The sequence below is a fragment of the Paraburkholderia sp. HC6.4b genome, assembly GCF_014200875.1.
In the GTDB taxonomy this organism is placed as follows: Bacteria; Pseudomonadota; Gammaproteobacteria; order Burkholderiales; family Burkholderiaceae; genus Paraburkholderia; species Paraburkholderia tuberum.
On the sequence record NZ_JACHDC010000019.1, the window covers coordinates 208,922 to 226,483 of the forward strand.

Annotated in this window: 24 protein-coding genes; 20 read left to right on the plus strand and 4 right to left on the minus strand. The window is 59.4% G+C overall.

Annotated elements, in window-relative coordinates; genetic code table 11:
• Nucleotides 1–2: 2 nt before the first annotated feature.
• The 5 genes from HDG34_RS27485 (at nucleotide 3) to HDG34_RS27505 (ending at nucleotide 4,425) form a co-directional block, all read left to right on the plus strand.
• Entirely contained in the window at nucleotides 3–1,343 is a 1,341-nt protein-coding gene (locus HDG34_RS27485) for a DNA circularization protein (RefSeq protein ID WP_184064066.1), read from the plus strand.
• Nucleotides 1,344–1,556: 213 nt separating this feature from the next.
• Entirely contained in the window at nucleotides 1,557–2,342 is a 786-nt protein-coding gene (locus tag HDG34_RS27490) for a hypothetical protein (protein ID WP_184064069.1), read from the plus strand.
• Nucleotides 2,339–3,031 (plus strand): hypothetical protein, encoded by a 693-nt coding sequence (locus HDG34_RS27495; protein WP_184064072.1) that lies wholly within the window; start codon nucleotides 2,339–2,341, stop codon nucleotides 3,029–3,031. The genes HDG34_RS27490 and HDG34_RS27495 overlap by 4 nt, the downstream gene beginning before the upstream one ends.
• A gap of 20 nt (nucleotides 3,032–3,051) precedes the next feature.
• Nucleotides 3,052–3,867, plus strand: coding sequence for a hypothetical protein (locus tag HDG34_RS27500; protein WP_184064075.1), 816 nt, complete (start codon nucleotides 3,052–3,054; stop codon nucleotides 3,865–3,867).
• Nucleotides 3,868–4,209: 342 nt separating this feature from the next.
• Nucleotides 4,210–4,425 carry a hypothetical protein gene (locus HDG34_RS27505; RefSeq protein ID WP_184064078.1) on the plus strand — a complete coding sequence of 72 codons (216 nt, stop codon included), beginning with the start codon at nucleotides 4,210–4,212 and terminating at the stop codon, nucleotides 4,423–4,425.
• 26 nt (nucleotides 4,426–4,451) lie between these two features.
• Here the strand turns inward: HDG34_RS27505 and HDG34_RS27510 are convergent, their stop codons facing one another.
• Together HDG34_RS27510 and HDG34_RS27515 are read right to left on the minus strand one after the other, a co-directional pair.
• Nucleotides 4,452–5,000: a hypothetical protein gene (locus HDG34_RS27510; protein ID WP_184064082.1), complete on the minus strand. Its 549-nt coding sequence runs from the start codon at nucleotides 4,998–5,000 to the stop codon at nucleotides 4,452–4,454.
• 140 nt (nucleotides 5,001–5,140) lie between these two features.
• Nucleotides 5,141–6,313, minus strand: a complete 1,173-nt coding sequence (locus HDG34_RS27515) for a helix-turn-helix domain-containing protein (protein WP_184064088.1) — start codon at nucleotides 6,311–6,313, stop codon at nucleotides 5,141–5,143.
• On the opposite strand from HDG34_RS27515, the gene HDG34_RS27520 reads away from it, so the two are divergent.
• From HDG34_RS27520 to HDG34_RS27590, 15 genes are all read left to right on the plus strand, one after another.
• Nucleotides 6,222–7,229, plus strand: coding sequence for a phage baseplate assembly protein (locus tag HDG34_RS27520; protein ID WP_409259581.1), 1,008 nt, complete (start codon nucleotides 6,222–6,224; stop codon nucleotides 7,227–7,229). The two genes, HDG34_RS27515 and HDG34_RS27520, sit on opposite strands and share 92 nt — an antisense overlap.
• A gap of 8 nt (nucleotides 7,230–7,237) precedes the next feature.
• Entirely contained in the window at nucleotides 7,238–7,825 is a 588-nt protein-coding gene (locus tag HDG34_RS27525; protein WP_311734837.1) for a phage baseplate assembly protein V, read from the plus strand.
• 46 nt (nucleotides 7,826–7,871) lie between these two features.
• The gene (locus HDG34_RS27530; protein WP_184064094.1) at nucleotides 7,872–8,270 is read left to right on the plus strand and encodes a phage GP46 family protein; all 399 of its coding nucleotides are present in this window, start codon (nucleotides 7,872–7,874) and stop codon (nucleotides 8,268–8,270) included.
• A 30-nt stretch (nucleotides 8,271–8,300) separates the two neighbouring features.
• Nucleotides 8,301–9,413: a baseplate J/gp47 family protein gene (locus HDG34_RS27535; protein ID WP_184064097.1), complete on the plus strand. Its 1,113-nt coding sequence runs from the start codon at nucleotides 8,301–8,303 to the stop codon at nucleotides 9,411–9,413.
• Nucleotides 9,404–10,024: a YmfQ family protein gene (locus HDG34_RS27540; RefSeq protein ID WP_184064100.1), complete on the plus strand. Its 621-nt coding sequence runs from the start codon at nucleotides 9,404–9,406 to the stop codon at nucleotides 10,022–10,024. The genes HDG34_RS27535 and HDG34_RS27540 overlap by 10 nt, the downstream gene beginning before the upstream one ends.
• A gap of 12 nt (nucleotides 10,025–10,036) precedes the next feature.
• Nucleotides 10,037–10,750, plus strand: coding sequence for a hypothetical protein (locus HDG34_RS27545; protein WP_184064103.1), 714 nt, complete (start codon nucleotides 10,037–10,039; stop codon nucleotides 10,748–10,750).
• Nucleotides 10,750–10,959, plus strand: a complete 210-nt coding sequence (locus HDG34_RS27550) for a hypothetical protein (RefSeq protein WP_184064106.1) — start codon at nucleotides 10,750–10,752, stop codon at nucleotides 10,957–10,959. Before HDG34_RS27545 ends, HDG34_RS27550 begins: the two co-directional genes overlap by 1 nt.
• A 1-nt stretch (nucleotide 10,960) precedes the next feature.
• A complete protein-coding gene (locus HDG34_RS27555; RefSeq protein WP_184064108.1) occupies nucleotides 10,961–12,325 on the plus strand; it encodes a hypothetical protein in 1,365 nt (454 codons plus the stop codon).
• A 55-nt stretch (nucleotides 12,326–12,380) separates the two neighbouring features.
• Entirely contained in the window at nucleotides 12,381–12,545 is a 165-nt protein-coding gene (locus tag HDG34_RS27560; protein WP_184064111.1) for a hypothetical protein, read from the plus strand.
• Nucleotides 12,546–12,820: 275 nt separating this feature from the next.
• Nucleotides 12,821–13,222 carry a hypothetical protein gene (locus HDG34_RS39495; protein ID WP_260321359.1) on the plus strand — a complete coding sequence of 134 codons (402 nt, stop codon included), beginning with the start codon at nucleotides 12,821–12,823 and terminating at the stop codon, nucleotides 13,220–13,222.
• Between the two features lie 206 nt (nucleotides 13,223–13,428).
• The gene (locus HDG34_RS39500; RefSeq protein ID WP_260321364.1) at nucleotides 13,429–13,788 is read left to right on the plus strand and encodes a hypothetical protein; all 360 of its coding nucleotides are present in this window, start codon (nucleotides 13,429–13,431) and stop codon (nucleotides 13,786–13,788) included.
• Complete coding sequence (locus HDG34_RS27575) at nucleotides 13,788–14,291, plus strand: DUF4123 domain-containing protein (protein WP_184064114.1); 504 nt, start codon at nucleotides 13,788–13,790, stop codon at nucleotides 14,289–14,291. Before HDG34_RS39500 ends, HDG34_RS27575 begins: the two co-directional genes overlap by 1 nt.
• On the plus strand, nucleotides 14,278–14,622 hold the full coding sequence (locus HDG34_RS27580; RefSeq protein ID WP_184064117.1) for a hypothetical protein: 345 nt from the start codon (nucleotides 14,278–14,280) through the stop codon (nucleotides 14,620–14,622). Before HDG34_RS27575 ends, HDG34_RS27580 begins: the two co-directional genes overlap by 14 nt.
• Nucleotides 14,622–15,245 carry a restriction endonuclease fold toxin 5 domain-containing protein gene (locus HDG34_RS27585; protein ID WP_184064120.1) on the plus strand — a complete coding sequence of 208 codons (624 nt, stop codon included), beginning with the start codon at nucleotides 14,622–14,624 and terminating at the stop codon, nucleotides 15,243–15,245. The genes HDG34_RS27580 and HDG34_RS27585 overlap by 1 nt, the downstream gene beginning before the upstream one ends.
• 7 nt (nucleotides 15,246–15,252) lie before the next feature.
• Nucleotides 15,253–15,984: an immunity 52 family protein gene (locus tag HDG34_RS27590; RefSeq protein ID WP_184064123.1), complete on the plus strand. Its 732-nt coding sequence runs from the start codon at nucleotides 15,253–15,255 to the stop codon at nucleotides 15,982–15,984.
• A 74-nt stretch (nucleotides 15,985–16,058) separates the two neighbouring features.
• Here the strand turns inward: HDG34_RS27590 and HDG34_RS27595 are convergent, their stop codons facing one another.
• Entirely contained in the window at nucleotides 16,059–16,544 is a 486-nt protein-coding gene (locus HDG34_RS27595) for a hypothetical protein (protein ID WP_184064126.1), read from the minus strand.
• A 258-nt stretch (nucleotides 16,545–16,802) separates the two neighbouring features.
• Nucleotides 16,803–17,562: helix-turn-helix domain-containing protein (locus HDG34_RS27600; RefSeq protein ID WP_221309277.1), on the minus strand; the 760-nt coding region annotated here is incomplete at its 5' end.

Consider the following 17,562-nt stretch of genomic DNA (forward strand, 5'->3'; position numbering starts at 1 on the left):
AGATGGCTGTGGCCGAGTATCCGTTCTTCAGCGCGTTGCAGGCCGCCTCATGGCGGGGCGTGCCGTTCGGTGTGACAGGTTCGACGCTGAAGGTTGGCCGTCGCAACGTCACGCACGAATATCCGTACCGCGACGAAGTATGGGTCGAGGACCTCGGACGCGCAGGACGGCGCATCAGCCTGAGCGGTTTTCTGCTTCAGGATGCCGCCTATCTGGGTAGCCCTGGCGGCGGCGACGTGATCGCGCAGCGCGCGGCGATGATCCGCGCATGCGAGCAGCCTGCAGACAGTGACAGCGCCGATGGCGAACTGGTGCATCCGTCGCTTGGGCGGCTGAATGTCGCGCTGATTGAATTCGAGTGCGAGGAACGTTCAGAGCGCGGCCGGTACTTTGAACTGCGATTTTCGTTCATCGAGTCGGGCGCGCAGCAGTTTCCGACGCTGGCGATTGCGACGCAGGCACAGACCGGCCTGTCAGCCGTCGCCGCATTCGCGGCAGTGGCGCAGGACTTCTTCAGCACGGTTTCCGCCGTGCTGTCGTCACCGGCCGTGGTCGGCGAGATCGGACGCACCGCGCAGAACTTCGTCGTCGAGGCGCAGGCGATCACGCAGCGCGCAACGAGCCTCGTTGCGATGGTCGCGACGCTCAAAGGCCGGTATGGCCGGTTCGTGGGACAGTTCACCGCCGCCGTGCGGCAACCAGCAACGACGATACAGGACCTGATCGGCGCGGGCGCGCAGGCGCGGACCGCCGTAGGCGTCGCGGGGAAAGCGCTGAGGAGCGCTGCGGCCGTCTCGGACTGGCACGGCATGTCTGACGCTACACGGACGCTGGTGGGAGCCGTGCAGAACGCGAATCCCGATCCGCATCAGGCCGTGCAATCGCTTGTCGCGTTACAGTCGTCCATCAACCCGCAGAAGCGGGCGACGGCGGCGCTCACCGTTGCAAACCGGCTCACGACATTGCTGTACCGTCGCAGCGCCGTTATCGCGCTTGCGGAGAGCACGACCGGTTATGCGCTCGCCTCGCTTGAGGACGCCGAATCCTTGCGTTCAACGGTATGCGATGCGCTTGATATGGAGATCACGACCGCAGGCGATGCGGGCAACGACGCGACTTTTACCGCGCTGCGTGCGCTTGAGGTTGCCGTGGTGCAGGACGTAACCATGCGTGGCGCGTCGCTCGCGAGCATACAGACGGTCAGCACGTCGGAGCCGATGCCGCTGCTTGTCCTTGCTCAACGGCTCTATCAGGACGTGGCGCGATACGACACGTTGCTACAGCAGGCCGCACCGGTTCATCCTGCCTTTGCGCCAACCGTCTTTAGCGCTTCATTAACCTAATCCTTACGTGGGGCTGGGTGCCGGGTGACAGCCTGTGGTTATCGACTCGCTATCGCTGCGATCGCGGCTCTTGAAATGCAGCCGTCATCAGTGCCTTCGTGTGCAACGGCAAGTCATCCGCCATGCTTGTCATTCGTCTGCGCGCGCAACTTGCCGGTCGTGACCAGCCGCTCTCGATCTGACGGTTCCAGGGGGTTAATCGACCACTCGTTCATGGTGAATCTGACCAAGCGTAGAATGGCGCTGCTCGGCCTTTTGGCGCTTACATCGGAGGTGTGCGGAGATGCCCCTATGATCTTGGATTCTTTCAAATTACATACAACAATCATTCAAATCCAGTATTCAGAGGCTTTCATTCTTTGGGATCGTGCGGGGCAAATCTCATCTAGGCTCGCGAAAATATGGCCGGGGCTAGCCTTGGCGGATGGCCAACCGAATCAACAGACGCTTCAGACGACGGGAGTGCAGATTCAGACCGGACTTAAACAGTCCACCATAACTCTGCGAGGTGAAAAATCGCTGGACGCCCAAAGGACACATCAGATCAAAGAGACCTTTGAGGTGTGGCGCGATATGCTCGAACTGACTGAATTGACACGCGTTAGTGCGCGAACTGCGTATGCCCGGAAATTCAAATCCCTGCGCGAGGCAAATGAGGCTCTGTTAGACCTGAAACTCGTCAACTGGCCCACTGAGCGGGTGTTCGATCAGCCGATGGACGGGGAGCGTAACGGAGTGGAAGTCCAGCTTCGTTTCGAGGACAAAACGTCTTTTTCAGTATTGCGCTTAAAGGCAGAGGAGTTGCGGCTCGAGATGGACCTGGATCCAGATTTTTTTGAAGAGCCAATTAGAGAGTCTCGATATAGGATGGTTATCGACTTCGACCGAGGCTTATTGGGAGTGGTTGACGCTACGAAGTTTCGAATGGATGATTGGCTGAAAGGTTATCTTCATGTTCTACGGCGGGATATCGATAAGGTAATTCAACCAAAACCATGACGATAAAAGCGATCATTCCCGTGAGTGGAACAGAATCTGCGCGGCCGCTGGGGAAACCCACGGGCGCCGCTGCGGTAGTTCAGCAGACCCTCGGTGTCGACTGGAGTGCAACTAGCTCGCACGTGATTTCGGCTCGCAGCGGCAGCACTTTGTCCACCGGCGACGAGTCGCCGACATCGGCCCTCTCGATTTCTCCAGGACCCGAGCAGGTTTACCCTCATTTGTTCGACGAAGATACATCGGCCGGTCAAACGCGCGTGCTTGTTGAGCTAGCGTTGAACGATGCGCGACTTGCGCTTGACTCATTTGGACAAAACGACTTTGACTCTATCGGGTCGCGCCTCGGCTTGATTGCCGCCTCGATGCAGAAAGCGCATCGGTTGACTACCTTCAACGAGAGTTTTGGGTCCGTCATTTCATATATTCGACGCGCGGTTCTTGCAGCGAACAGCGCGGACGTGACTCGTCCGGGGTTGAACGCGTTGATACAGGCGCTGCAGTCATTGCATGCAAATCCTGCAATGGATTTGGACGATGCCAGTGAACTCGTGGAGGCTCTGTCGGTAGAGGGATGGCAAGGCGATCATGATGTGGTGAATGCGCTCATAGCGATATTGTTCAGTGAGGATGTCGAATCAAACTTACCTAACGACCAGGCCGAGTTGTTCTCCGAGAACAACCGTACATAGATGGCAGCAAGGAGGATAGATTGTCTGGCAGCTTCCTGGATACCACAGTTGTCGTCGAACTGGCAGAAGAAAGTGACCTCGCGAAGACATGGGGACTACCATATATTGCGGGAAACCAACCAGCCCAAACCCCCTACTATGCATTGAAGGAACTGCTGGCTGGCAGGGTTAGAATCCTTTGCGACGCCCACAATAGATTGCAAGCAGCTGAAAACGTCGGCGAAGCACTTATGGCTCTTGCGCGGATGCCCGGTGTTGCGGGGCGCAAGAAAGACGCAGCTATCCAATCACTAGCAGCGGCTTTGAGTACGGCGTTCGAGACAAATCCGACCGGCGGCAGAGATGACATCAAGCGGGAGATGCTTCAAGACCTTGCGTTAAAGGTGTCTCGGCTTTGGCGAAACGCGCGCAAAACAAATGGCATCAAGATAATTCAACCGCTAGCATGCTTTAACAATGGAAGTTTGTCGCACGGGCCGACGGGTGAGCTTCGCGGGCCTGCCGATTCCTTTAACTGTCTTGAATCAGAGCGCTGTGCTGCAGCGGCATACATTCACGACAATGCTGCAAGCCTTTCAAAACTCATCGACGCATTACATCCGAACAATCTTGACCCGGCGGCTGCCGCGAAAAATGAGAACCAGAAGCGGCGAAAAGCCCTGAAAGAACTGAAGCATGCCGGTCCAACAGCTTTCGGCAAAGCGAGTTGCAGAGCACTGGGCGACGCGTATTTTGCGGCGATGTGTCCCGCCGGATCGGCAGTTCTTACAACCAACTCGTCGGATCACTTACCATTGTGCGCCTCCCTCGGCAAAGCGGTAGTCTCACCAAAGTGAGTGATGGAGCGATGGTCCGGTCTATCTCTGGAAGAGCCTTTGATTCAGTAGATTCCTAGGCGGATCGATCGGCTAAGATGGCCGGCTTTGGATCCGGGATTTTTCCATAGCGGTCGCTCAGGGATCGGAAATTCGATGTCGAATGAATATACGGATCGGCGGCGACTCGACTGATAACATCTGTGCAGAAACGTCCGCTGTCTGAGACGACGCCGACGTTCGAATGTCCAAGTGATAGTGCGGGCAAAGGGCCGTAGTTGGGCGGTAGGCGGAAGTTGGGTCCAACGCTGATGTCGAACTGAACACGCTGATCTGGCAGCGTCGAATACTATCATTGCGCTCATGAGCGATGACGTTTCCCTGACCGTCAACGGGTTAAGCATCGCGGGCTGGAAAAGCGTAAGCATTACGCGCGGCGCGTCGCGCGCGAGCATGCAGACGGTCAGCACGTCGGTCCCGATGCCGCTGCGTGTCCTTGCTATTGACACGTTGTTAGAGCAGGCTGCGTCAATTCATCCGGCGTTTGCGCCGATCAGCTTCACTGCTTCACTGACCTGAGACTAGCGACCGTTCCAAACCATTACTCAGGCGTTGCGGATAATCTCTGCCAGCAATTTAAGAAACCGGGCTTGCGCCCCCTGCAGATCTTGCATCAGCGTACGATGCCTTTTTGCCGCGCGCGTCCAGTCGGACGTTTCAGATTTAGCGACCTTTAGAAACCTGGACTGATGCAGATCCAACTTGATCCGGCAGAGGTTCAACTCGGAAAGAGCATCCCTCAGTTCATCGAAATAGACGTTCATCAACATTGATACCTTCCGGAATTGGTCGTGATGTCCTTTAGCGTTTTCAATCGCTAAATCTCTAGCCTCTTGAACGCTGTGTCTTCCATGCATTGCTGCCAGCCAGATTAGATGCTCTTGCCATACATAGGTGGCCCAGTCATCTGCCAATCCGTATAGTTCTTCGCCACGTTGCCTTATGAAATCGCGCTTTTCCTTGCGTTCGTCCCGATCTAGTTGGGTAAGAAATCGCTTATTTGCCTGCCAATTGGTCAACCAGACGCCGCCCAGCGCGATTAGCGCTCCAATCATTGCCGAGATTGCTGGAACGACGACATTGAGTGCAGTCATAAGTGTTCGATCTGTAAATGGCCTGATCGCCAGCAACTATGCCAGGCCGCCGCTTTGGACGGTAGTCGCATGCCAATGTCCCATCCCCGAGGGGACTGAGTAAGTCCTTGTCTGGGTACCGACGGAAAGAGCAACGATTTTTAGAACGTGCACCATTGTTCAAACGGTGTCTGGCCTTCCTTCCGTGCGGCGTCGTCGACGAACAGGGTCCATCGTAACGGAGGTTCGAGGGTCTCAAGGGACCGCACAAATGCAGCGAGATCGACAAACAGGTCAAGGTCGGGAAAGCCGTTTTGCGCAGTTAATTCCAGTTTCTGGTCCGGCAACAAACGAAGGCTGTTTAACGCGGGTGGCAAACGTTCTGACGAGTATTCGAAGCGGGTGTACTGCAAATTCTCATGCCTGACGGGGCCACGTTGCAGAACTGACTGTCCAGTTTCCGGGTCCAGGTGCGTTGGTGTAGGGATATCCACCAGCAGGCACCAGTGGTGAACAGTAAATACGCCTTCGTTTTTCAGTGTAGGGATCAAACGATAGCGGTGCTGCTTGGCTTCGCGTTGCAGGTTTCGGATCGAAAGGTTAGCAAACAGACGTGGCGCCTTTCGCCGATTCATCACATCGCGAATAGAAAAATCATACATAGCCTCCGACGTGGTGCCTATTCGCTGATAGTACCTTTTGTCGTGACGACTCTGGTAGGCCGTATCGCCTTGCTCGACATGAATCACGAAAACGCGCCCTCGGGGTTCGACTGGGAAGATGTCGATCTGAAATCCGCTAAATACAGGATCGGTATTCGAAGTAAGGATGACCGTAAGCTGATCTTTCGTCACGTCCGGGTTCGTGACTGGCTCAAAGTCTTCAGCAACGTTGCGCGCGCCTTGCCGCTGCTCGCTGATTCCGTAGATGATCGTTCCGCCTCCGGCATTGGCAAAGGCCGTTACTTCCTTCACGAACGTGCCGCGCACTCTGTCGTTCATTTCGTCAAAAGCTCGGCCCGATTTAAATTCGAGCGAGACTGATTCCTCGGCCACGCCAAACAGTGCCCGAATCTGTTCGATAGAGTCGTACATTTGCCCTCCGTTGAGTTGGGTTGATTGGGTAACTGTACTGCACCGCGCCAGCGTACCACGTGTCTCTACTGGATAAAGCGTGGGGCTGAGCGTGAGCGACGATGTATCGCTGACCGTCAACGGGTCGAGCATCGCAGGCTGGAAAAGCGTGCGCATCACGCGCGGCATGGAGCGTATCCCGGCCGACTTCGATATCTCGATGACCGAGCGCTTTCCAAACACGACAACGGTCGTGGTCATGGAAGGGGACTCCTGCGTCGTGAACATCGGTGCAAACCCGGTCATTACTGGATACGTGGACCGGGTGGCAGAGTCGGTCAGCGCGACAACGCATACGCTGTCGATATCGGGGCGTGGCAAGTGCGAAGACCTGGTGGACTGTTCTGCACAGTTTGATTCGTTCCAGTTCGTCAACATGGCGACCGCCGATATTGCGGCCCAGCTCGCGCAGCCGTTCGGCATCCGGGTCAAGGCGCTCACGCCAGGCATGCTGCACCCGCAGGTCTGTCTGAATGTCGGGGAATCACCGTATGCCGCCATCGACCGTCTGTGCAAGCTCGCACAGGTACTGTGTTACGAGGATGCGGACGGTGATCTGGTGATCGGGCCGCTTTCGACCATTGAGGCGGCGGGCGGTTTCGCGATGGGCGTCAATGTCGAACAGGCAAGCTATACGCGCGATATCTCGCAGCGCTTCAGCGAATACCGCGTCTATCTGGTAGGCACTGGCATTTTCACGGATGCCGGTCAGCAGCCGCTCGCCGAATACACGGTGGCTGATGACACCATGCCGCGTTTCCGTCCCAAGGCGTTCATCGCGCAGAACGGCGACGCGGGCGCGGACGTGTCGAACGCGCACGCGCTATGGGAATGCAACCGGCGCATCGGGCGCGGTAACGTGGTATCAATCACGGCCACGTCATGGCGCGACAGCGCGGGTTCGCTCTATGCGCCGAACACGCTGGCCGCGCTCTCGCTGCCGCAACTGAAGCTCATCGACGGCGCGAAGTGGACGCTTGGTGAAGTGACCTATCGACGCGACATGAGCGGGACCGGCTGCGAACTCACGCTGATGCCGCCTGAAGCGTTCCGGCCCGAACCGATCCTCTATCTGCCGTTGCCTGCGGATGCTGCTGCCGCGCTCGCGCAACGATAGCGTCAATCGTGGAACACCTGTTCTGGAGCCTCGTTCGCGCGCTCGGACGCGGACGCCTTACGCGCGTGGACGATGGCGGCGCGGTTCAGCTTGTACAGATGCAGCTATCCGCGAACGAGACACGCGACGGCACGCCGCGACTCGCGGAATACGGGTTCCAGTCGAATCCGCCAGCGGGGAGCGACGCGCTCGCGGTGTTTCTCGGTGGCGACCGCACGAACGGCGTGGTGATTGCATGCGGCAACCAGCAGTACAGGTTCCGCAATCTCGCGCCGGGCGAGGTCTGCATCAGTGACGACAAGGGGCAATCGGTCCATCTGTCCGCAGCGGGGATCGTCGTCAACGGTGGCGGTCAACCTGTCACGATCACCAACGCGCCGCAGATCACCGCCGATGCGCCGCTGTTCCACTGCACCGGGGATATCGAGGGCGACGGCAATATCACCTGTGCGGGCGACATGCGCGACAACAGCGCGACCAACCCGCACACCGCTGCCGCTTCGCGCGCCGTCTACAACTCACATCATCATCCGGTGCCGGACGTGCAGCGCGGCAGCGACATCGCAACCAGCGACATACCGCAACCGCAACTCTGATTTCCGCGCCGTGGGCGATATCTCAACCGTCTGGAATGTACCGGACATGCGCGGCGACTGGATGCTTGCGGGCGCCTCCCTGCGATCCGGCAACGACCTGCAGACCGCCGTGCTTATCAGCCTTTTCAGTGACCGGCTGGCATTGCCGAGCGACGAAACACCGGACGGCGACCGGCGCGGCTGGTGGGGCGACAGCGCCGACTACCCGATTGGCTCGCGCCTGTGGCTGCTCTCCCGGGTCAAGGGACCGCGCGACGTGGCGCAGCGCGCTGGCGACTACGCGAGCGAGGCGCTGCAATGGATGCTCGATGACGGCGTGGTGGCGCGCTTCGACATTACGCCGCAATGGGTCACACCCAACCGGCTCGACCTGGCGATTGTCGCGAGCCGCCGCGACGGCACGCGCGTCGCGATGAGCTTCCCCAGGGTGTGGACGGGAACCTAGCCCCGACCGGTAGTCCCTTTCTTAAGGCGCATGCCTTTCTCACGACCGACGCTGACGGCCCTGCGCAATCAGGTTGCGCAGGAACTGAATGCGAACCTGCCGGGTGCCGATGCCCTGTTGCGCTTCTCGAATCTGCGCGTGCTCGGCGACGTTCAGGCCGGGCTCGCGCACATGCAGTACGGGTATCTCGACTGGATCGCATTGCAGGCTACGCCGTTCACGGCGACTGACGAATTTCTCGAGGCGTGGGGCGCGCTCAGGGGCGTTTTGCGCAAGAGCGCGTCGCAGTCCTCGGGTCTTGTCACGTTCGCCGGCTCCGAAGGCGTACCGGTCAATAGCGGAACGGGACTCAAGCGCAGCGACGGATTGCCCTACACGGTCACTGCGGCGGCTGCCGTCGAAGCCGGTAAGGTCACGGTGGCCGCGACCGCGAACCCGGACCCGGCAGGACTGGCAGGCCTGAACGGCGATTGCGCGGTCGGGACGCAATTCACGCTCGCCAGCGCGATTCCGGGTATCGATTCGACCGGCGTTGCCGCAACGGAATTCCGAGGCGGCGCGGACATTGAATCGAACGATGCCTACCGTGCGCGTGTCCTGTTCGTCTACCAGAACCCGCCGCAGGGTGGCGCGGCGAGCGACTATGTCGCATGGGCGCTCGCCGTTCCGGGAGTCACGCGCGCGTGGTGTACGGGCAATGGCTACGGTGCCGGTACGGTCATCGTGTTCGTGATGCTCGATGAGGCGAACGCGCAGCATGACGGCTTCCCGCAGGGCAGAGACGGTGTCGCGTCAGCCGAGACAAGAGACACGCCCGCGACTGGCGACCAGCTCGCCGTGGCCAACGCAATCTATCCATTGCGGCCCGTTACCGCGCTGGTTTATGTCGTCGCGCCGGAGCCGTACCCGGTCGATATCAGTATTCGTGGCGTGGCGCCCGACAGGCAGGACGCCGCGCTCGACGCTATCGCGGGACTGATGAAAAGCGAGGGCGAACCGGGCGGATTCCTGATTCTCGCGCATCTGTGGTCGGCCATTGCCGCCGTCTCCGGCATCAATGATTTTCTGATTCTGTCGCCGACTGACGACGTGATGCTTCCGGCCGGTGCGCTCGCGGTGCCCGGTGAGGTTACGTGGTCGTAACTGACATGAACCCGGCGCGCTATAGCCGCGCGGACTACGCAGGCGTATTGCGGCGGCTGCTGCCGCGTGGACGTGTCTGGACGCGCGAGGACAGCGGCACGCAGGCCGCCGTGCTCGATGCGCTCGCGAACACACCCGCCACGATCGATAGCGACGCGCTGACGCTGATCGCTGGCTCTTTTCCGGCGACCGCCGACGCGCTGCTACCCGAATGGAATGCGTCGCTCGCGCTGCCTGATCCATGCTTCGGGCCGTTCGACTCTGACGACGAGAACAGGCTACAGATCGTCGCCCGCCTGATCGGTACGGGCGGCCAGTCCCCCGAGTATTTCAGGGCACTGGCCGCGACACTCGGCTACACGATCACGATTACGGAATTTGCCGTTCATCACGTCATGCGGTCCGTCACGACACCGATTGCCAATACCGACTGGGCGCATGGCTGGCTGGTCGATGTCATCAGCGCGCCGCCGCCGCGATGGAACACGGTCGAGGACACCGTAGACAATCCGCTCTCCGCCTGGGGCACGTCGCCGACGCTGACGATGATCGAATGTCTGCTGCGCCGCTATGCGCCTGCACAGTCGGTTGTGGCGTTCTCCCATCACTGAGAGGAAATCAACGTGGATCGCTATTGGGAAGCGAACAGCGCCGCTCAGGCGCCAGCCGTGCCCGTTGATAACGAGGGCGGCTTTCCGACAGACGGCAGTCTGCCCGCCGCGATAGCGCCGACGACACCGGGCGCCTGGTGGTTCCATTCGATCACCGAGGAACTACGCAATGCCATCGTCGCGCTCGGCGCGTCGCCCGACCATACGAAGGTCGATCAACTCGCGCAGTCGCTGCTTGCAGCGCTCGCCCATCTCGCCGTTTCGATCAGATATGAAGACGTGATCGGGACGCCTGCACCGCTCGGATTCACGCCCGTGGAGCAAGGCGGCGGCGTGAGCCAGGGGGCGAACAAGGTTCATATCGGATGGCGACCCAACGGCAGCGGGCTGGGTGTCACGGTTGACCAGACCGACGAGGGCAACGTGGTCTTCGAGGCTGAGCTGCAGGGCAACGTCAGCAACCTGCAAAACAGCATCAACAACGTGAACAACGCGGTGAACGATCTGCGGGGCCAGGTGGGCGGCGCATGGACACCGGCCAACCTGCAACCGCTCAGCGGAAACGGAATCGGGTGGGTGGCGTTCATTGTGCGTGCAGGCGATAGCAGCCAGTCCGCGCCGGAAGGTACGGTCGCAGCGCTGCCGGGGCGTCCCGGAACGTGGCTCAGCAGCGGCAATGCGTCCGCTGCGAGCGACTATTGGTGCGTATGGACGAGGATCGCGTGATGGACATTGTTGCTGTCAGGAATCCCGCATGGGCCGACGCGGAACACAGCGGCATTCGTTGCGAGGTTCACTTCGAGCGCTTCGACAACTTCATGCCATTCATCGCCATGCCGGACGATCCGCACGAGCACGGTCGCGACATTTTCGAGGCGTGCCTCGCGGGGCACTTTGGCGATATCGCCGACTTTGTACCGGGTGACGGGGAATGACATGGATCGCTACTGGCAGGCCAACGCGGTCGAGGATGCGCCCGAAACACCCGCAGATAATCCGGGGGGCTTTCCGGCAAATGGCAATCCGGCGGCGGGCGTTACCGGAACTGTGCCCGGCGAGTGGTGGTATCACGCGATTACCGAGGAACTGCGCAACGCCATCATCGCGCTTGGTGGAACACCAGACTTCACGCAGGTTAACCAGCTTGCGGATGTTCTTGTTGAGTCGTTCGCCAAAACAGTCAGTACGATTACCGGCAGTCTTGCAACGGTTGCCACCACTGGCAGCTACCACGACCTGACGGACCAGCCTGTCATTCCGCCTGGTCAGGTCAATTCGGACTGGAACGCAGACAGTGGAATCGCCGCGATCCTCAACCGGCCTGCGATCCCTGCTGCGCAGGTCAACGCCGACTGGAACGCAGAATCAGGCGTTGCCGCGATACTCAACAGGCCGGACATTCCGGCTCCGCAGCGCGGCTCGACGCTGCTCGCGGCCACCGTCTATTCCGTCGTAGCTCAAAGCGTCACGTTCTCGGCCGGCTCGCCGGTCATCACATGCTCGCTCCATTCGCCTCTCACCGGATCGCCGGTGACGTTCAGCAGTACGGACTCGTTACCGGGCAGCATTGCGCAGGGCGCGACCTATTTCGTGGTTCAGGTGTCCGCCGACCAGAGCACGTTCCAGATTTCCGACACGCAGGGCGGCGCACCCATATCGATGACCAACGCGGGGACGGGTACGCACTCGATAGGGAACCCGCCGTGGCGGAAATCGGATCACAGTCCGGCTATGGTGGAGACCGCACTTCAGGGCGGTGGCGGCTCGGGCGGTGTCGCCAGCCGGACGTCCAATGCGGGCACGGCAACGGGTGGCGGCGCGGGAGGCTATGTCTGGCTGCGCCGCTCCGCTGACAGTCTGCCGGACGAGTTGGATATCGGCATCGGTAAGGGTGGTACCGTACCAGCTTCGGGCAACGCGGGTAGTCCCGGCTATCTGACTCATCTGGGAGACCTGCGATCACCCCTTGCCGTCGCGACCGGTGGCGCAGGCGGGTCTGGCTCGGCCACGAATGCCGTCCTGCTCGGTGCGCCCGGTGGAACTGGCAGCGGTGGCGACCTGAACCTGCGCGGCGAAGGCTCCCTGCCGGTTGTCAGCACGACGGCATCGAATTACACCGCAGGCGGAAGGTCGATGTTCGGCACAGCCGGGATGGGCGGTGTCTATGGTCCTTCCGGGGCGACTCCGGTTCATGACGCCACAGGTCGGGGAGCGGGCGGTGGCGGTGGAACCGGCCTGCCAGGTTCGTACAACGCTGGCAATGGCAGCGACGGGCTGCTGATCATGCGTGAATACAGTTGATGAGGCAAACGGCACGGACGGTAGACGCCTACCTGTCGCGCAGGAGAACTCCATCATGCGACGCGTTGCGTTGATCCTGCTCGTTCTCGCGGTCCCGATGCTGACGGCCTGCACCGTGATTTACATCGAAGGAAACGACAACACCGTGAGCGGCATTGAAGGTCATACGGGGACGGTGAAAGTCCCCTCGAGCTTTCGCGACAGCGCACTATCCCAATAATCGCGAATTCTCCAGCATCCGCTTATAATCGGAATGCCGTCAAAACATCGACGGATCAGGCTTGGCAGCCTGAAAAATCTTGAAGACCGGCACGCCTGCCTAGCAGGCGATGCCTTTGCCTCTGCACGTCTGTTTTCTACGGGCGGGCCTTGGCAGGGAGGCGCTCGCGCCTGCCGGTCGTTGGTCTTCAAGTCCGGTCTGCCAACCCTGTCACTGCGCCCGCTCACCACCTCCTTATGTGTCCGGGCGATCCTTCACGATAACAAGGACCGCGCATGACCAAACCCACCCGAAAGCAGCAATCTCCCTCTCGTCCCCCTGTAGACGCTCTCCAGTATGAACGGCTCGCGCTTGCGGCCTTCCATCTTTGTGATCGGCAGAGCCAGCAACTTCAACACCTGATCACACTTGCGACCTCAATGCTCAGGAGTCCTGCTGTGACTGTCGTGGAAAGACACGAACACCGCAGCCTGCTGGAACTGATGATCCAGATCGGCGAGAACTACCACGCGACCAACCGCTGCGATCAGGAACTGTACACGGTGCTTGCGCTCGACGCCAAGGGGCTTCCTAACCGCCAACTGACACCGCAGGACGCGGCAGCGATTCTCGCTGACGCTGCGCAGGGCGCGAACGGGAAACTGGCGGCTATGGACGCTTCATGGACAAAGCACTAACCGGCGTCGATCACTTACGGGAAAAGCGGCTCAATGCCGCTTTTTTGTTGGACGGTGATATTGGAAAAATGCACCTTAAATTGAGATAGGAAGGGCAATTGTGGAAATCTGTCAAAACGGCTTTATCTCAATTTAAAGTCGTTGACCGTGTCGCGTTTTGGATGGTTAATTCGTCGGGTGTGTTCTGGAAAAACAGCAGAGGTCAGATGGAGCAACAGAAACAGGATGAAACCATGGGCAAGGAAGAGTGCGACCTTTGCCGTATCACCTATTCAATCTACTCAAACTTCCCGCCAATGCCGTCTGCAATGGCGCTGAACGCCGAAACCGGCGAATGGTTTCCGTTCGATAGTCTGAAGTCCTATGCAACCGGTTACGAGATGGCCGAAGCCCTGGGTTACGCATGGGCGTGCAATTGTCGCGGACGCACCCCTGATACCGCGCAGAAAAAAGGCCCGTTATCGCTCCACGGCGCAACACCCCGATCGGTGCTTCCGCAGTCGTCTATCTGTCTCGAATGCATGATCCACGCTGCCGGGCAAGGCGCAATGACCCTGGAGCGCTGATGATTCCCGCCTCTGTCAATGAACAGCTTCGCCAGTATGGGGAACGGCACTTCAGTGGCCACGTGCTGGCGCTGGTGGACGGTATTCATTACCAGCAGCATACCGGCCAGCAATTCATGCCCGAAAACGATAGGACGGTTTCGCTGTTCGCGGGCACGAACGACATGGCACTCGCACACGCGGGGCCGTGGCTGGTTGATCTGACGACGGCGCGCGACCATCTTGCGGTCCTGCGCGAGCTCGAACAGGCCCGCCCTGGCGTGATCTGGCTGATCACCTCAGAGAGCCTGGAGAGGCAGGCCGCAAAGCTGCGCCCGCACCTGGATACCCGAATACCGGACGGACGTTCCGCCCTGCTGCGCTTCTGGGACCCCAGGGTGTTGCATGCGCTCAATGCGGTATGCCACGGCAGGAGCGAGCGCGAGCTTTTCAGGGCTGCCGACGCGTGGCACTACCTCAACGAAGGACGACGGTTCACCATCAACGACAATGGAATTTACTGAAGGGCAATGGGCGCTTCTGAAAGCCCACGAAGACCGCAACTATGTGGACTTTATCCGTGGTCATATCGTGTGCGACTATCCCGCGCTGGCCAATGATCCGACCTTGCGCGACCGGCTTAATGCGGCCTTCGCGCAAACCAAGGTACTCCGCTTTACGCGTGACGTGCCGATAGTCAATTTCCTGTATGTGGAAGCCACCACGCCGGGGTTTTACCGGATTCCGGCGGTCATGGCATGGCTGCACAAATCAGGCGTTCCGGCTGAACAGCGATTTGAAATGCTGCTACAGGCAACGGGTAAAAGGCAACAGGAAATGAAGGAGAAACGCTGATGGGTATTCCATTCCCGGCGGCGCTCGCACACGCAGCAAACGCAATGGCGCAGGCAATGCCTATGCCTGTTCCGGTCCCCACCGCCGCACCGTCTGCTGGTCCCGCAGGCAGCAGCAGCACTGGCGCAGGTGCAGACGGCGGATGGGGCGAACTACCGCGTGACCGGAGCCGCGAGCGCGAGAGACCGTGCAAGTGCCCGCCTGAGAAGGCCGGCAAAAAGGTACAGCGAAATCACAGCATGAATCCCGAGCCTCGACGCTATCAGGCGCGCATTACCGGCTTCGAGTATGGGATTACAACGGACGGCAAAGGCCGGGAGACCAGCCAAGGCTGGAATATGGAATGGGAATGGTTCGCCACGGATTTTGATGGGTTTCAGTCTTCCCGATGTCTCTTGCAGGAAGCGAAGGGGAATTACGATCAGTTCATAAGGGACGATGGCGAAGTATTGCGCTTTTTCACGGGCTTCGATTCGATGCAAGATCAGATCAAGACGCAGGGCGCGATCGTGCGCGCTAATCCTCCTGCGAAGCTAATGTGGTACTTTCAAACGCCGAAGACCCGCGCCTATATGCTGCGAACTCTCTCAGCCAATGGCGTTTCTTCTATCTATCAACCCTGAGTCGGCCATGAACCTGTTTTCGCAACATCGGGACGCCAACAACATTCCCAACAGAGATTTTTTCTTTCATTTCGAACGTCTTCGGCCGGTTATCGAATTGCTAGTGCGGAAGGACCGGTTACTTGAAAATTGGTATCTCAAAGGAGACGATCTGACGAAGGCGCTAAAGTATCGTGTCTACGAGGACGATCGGCCCGCAAAAGACGCAATGAATGAAGTCGCTGCACGCTATAAAGGCAAAGATGAAGGAGCGTCGAAGACCATCGGAATTTGGAATGGCATCCAGTCAGATCAAGGTGGCGCGGCATTCTCGATTTCGATCGATGGCGGTGGGCTTTTACCCCAATCCTTTGAACTGGCCGTGGATGAAAAAGACCAGACATCGTCTCGGCTCGGCGGATGCCAATCCGTTGCCGAAGTCGTCGCCAAGGTCGTTGAGATTTACGACCCATTCTACGTGACGTTCGGCCCACGCAAATATTTCGAAATGCAAGTTTTCGAAGACCGACCAGGCGTAAGCTGGATGCTCTATGTTCCGCACGCTCTCGCGTCGGCCCAGATGCCAGAAGCGCGCGCCCTTATCCCTGTCAGGCGCGATGGCAAGCAGCAAGGCACGATCATCATCAGCGTGACGGATGAAGTCTTTGATGTGAACAACCGGGAGCACGTCAAGGCGGCTAACGATATCGAAATCCGCCTCGCCGATCAGGACCTGTTGCCGCGTTTCGTTGATCTCTGAGTTCGGCTCGCTATCCCCGCTTCGGCGGGGCTTTTTCCTGCGAAAAGGCCCGCTACTGCGCGGGCCTTTTTTCGTTACGCCTGATTCCAGCGATTGGGCCTCAGGGCCGATCCACCACGATGCCACTTGCGCCGTTCTGCTGCGATCTTCTCCAGCAGTTGCAACACCGCTTCGCGCTTACCGGCTTTATCTGCCTGTTCCATAGCGGCCCGGTATTCATCAGGCGTCGGCTTGACGCCGTCACAGCACCGGTTCACCACCACCGTAAGCGCATCCATCGGCGGGCCGACATACCGGACACGCAACGATGACATCCCTTCATGCGTGAGTTGGGTCAGATCGTCGGTCTGCAACACAGCGGCGCTGATTCTCAACACAGGTTCCATCCACGCCAGCAATTCTGACGAATGCTGCTTTCGCACTTCGAGCGAACGAAGATTGTCGTAGCAGCGCTTCCTGTTGTTATGGTCGAACGTGGCGGGCGCGAAACGATACGTGAACTCGGTTCGCGTCCATCCGAGGTATTCACGCACATGGGAGACATTTGCACCAAGCCTCATTTCCCTACCTCCAAAAGGCAAAAAAAAACCCGCACACAAAGGTGCGGGCATTACCACACACGTCGCGGTCCGGGGATGGGACCGCGACGCTTTACAACGCGATGCTATCCATCCAGGGTGGCTGCGGACGTGCGCGGGCGCTGCGCACCAGTCAGCACATTTCTCACTTCCGTTCTGCACCGGTATGTGCAGGAACGAAGCGGTCTTATGCTTGTGCTTGCAACTGAATCTCGCTTTTCCATCGATTTTTCTCCGGCGTTACAGGTGCGCGCGATGCGCGTTATCGTTACGGGCCGCACGGTGTTCTGTCCGATGCGCAGAAGCGCCGGGCCGCGATGTGTTTTTGTTTTCAAGACCTCGGGGGTGCAGCAACTGCACAGGGTTGCAGGAAAGGACAAGCGCCAGTCTCTTCCGGGTCCGGTCGCGCAGCACGGGTAACGCTTCCATACCCTTGAAGGTCTTGGATGTACAGCCGAAGGCTTTGGCGCACTGGTCAATCGTCATGCGCCGGTACATTCGCCAGGCGGTAATCGGGGATCTGCCATCGATCAGGTGCGCCATCACGGCGTCGGGATACTCAGTGTCGTCGGGTGCAAATTGGGCCACATGGCCTTTTGGGGCCGGCACGGACTGGTAGGGTTTGGTGCAGGAGCCAGGTTGCGGGGTCAACTGCCCGGTCGTGCAGTCGTACACGTCCGCGAAGCGCTTCAGTGTCTCGACGCTGGGCACGTTATAGCCGCGTTCGTGCCAGAGAACCGTGCCGGGGGAGAGGCCCGCGAGTTCAGCCGCCTCAACGGGCGTAAGGTCCCGATAGAGTCTCCACGCCCGCAGGTTGTAGTTGCCCTGCTCGATCAGTCGCGCAACCTCATCGGGAATCGGCTCGACAAATACACGCGGAAAGAATACCTGCTGCTTCGCGGGGTGGCGGGGCGTCAGGGAGGCCGGTTCTTCCTGGCAGGACACCGCAGGAGCGCCTGATGACGTTTCCGACACCGTGGGGAACTCGACAGCTCGCGTT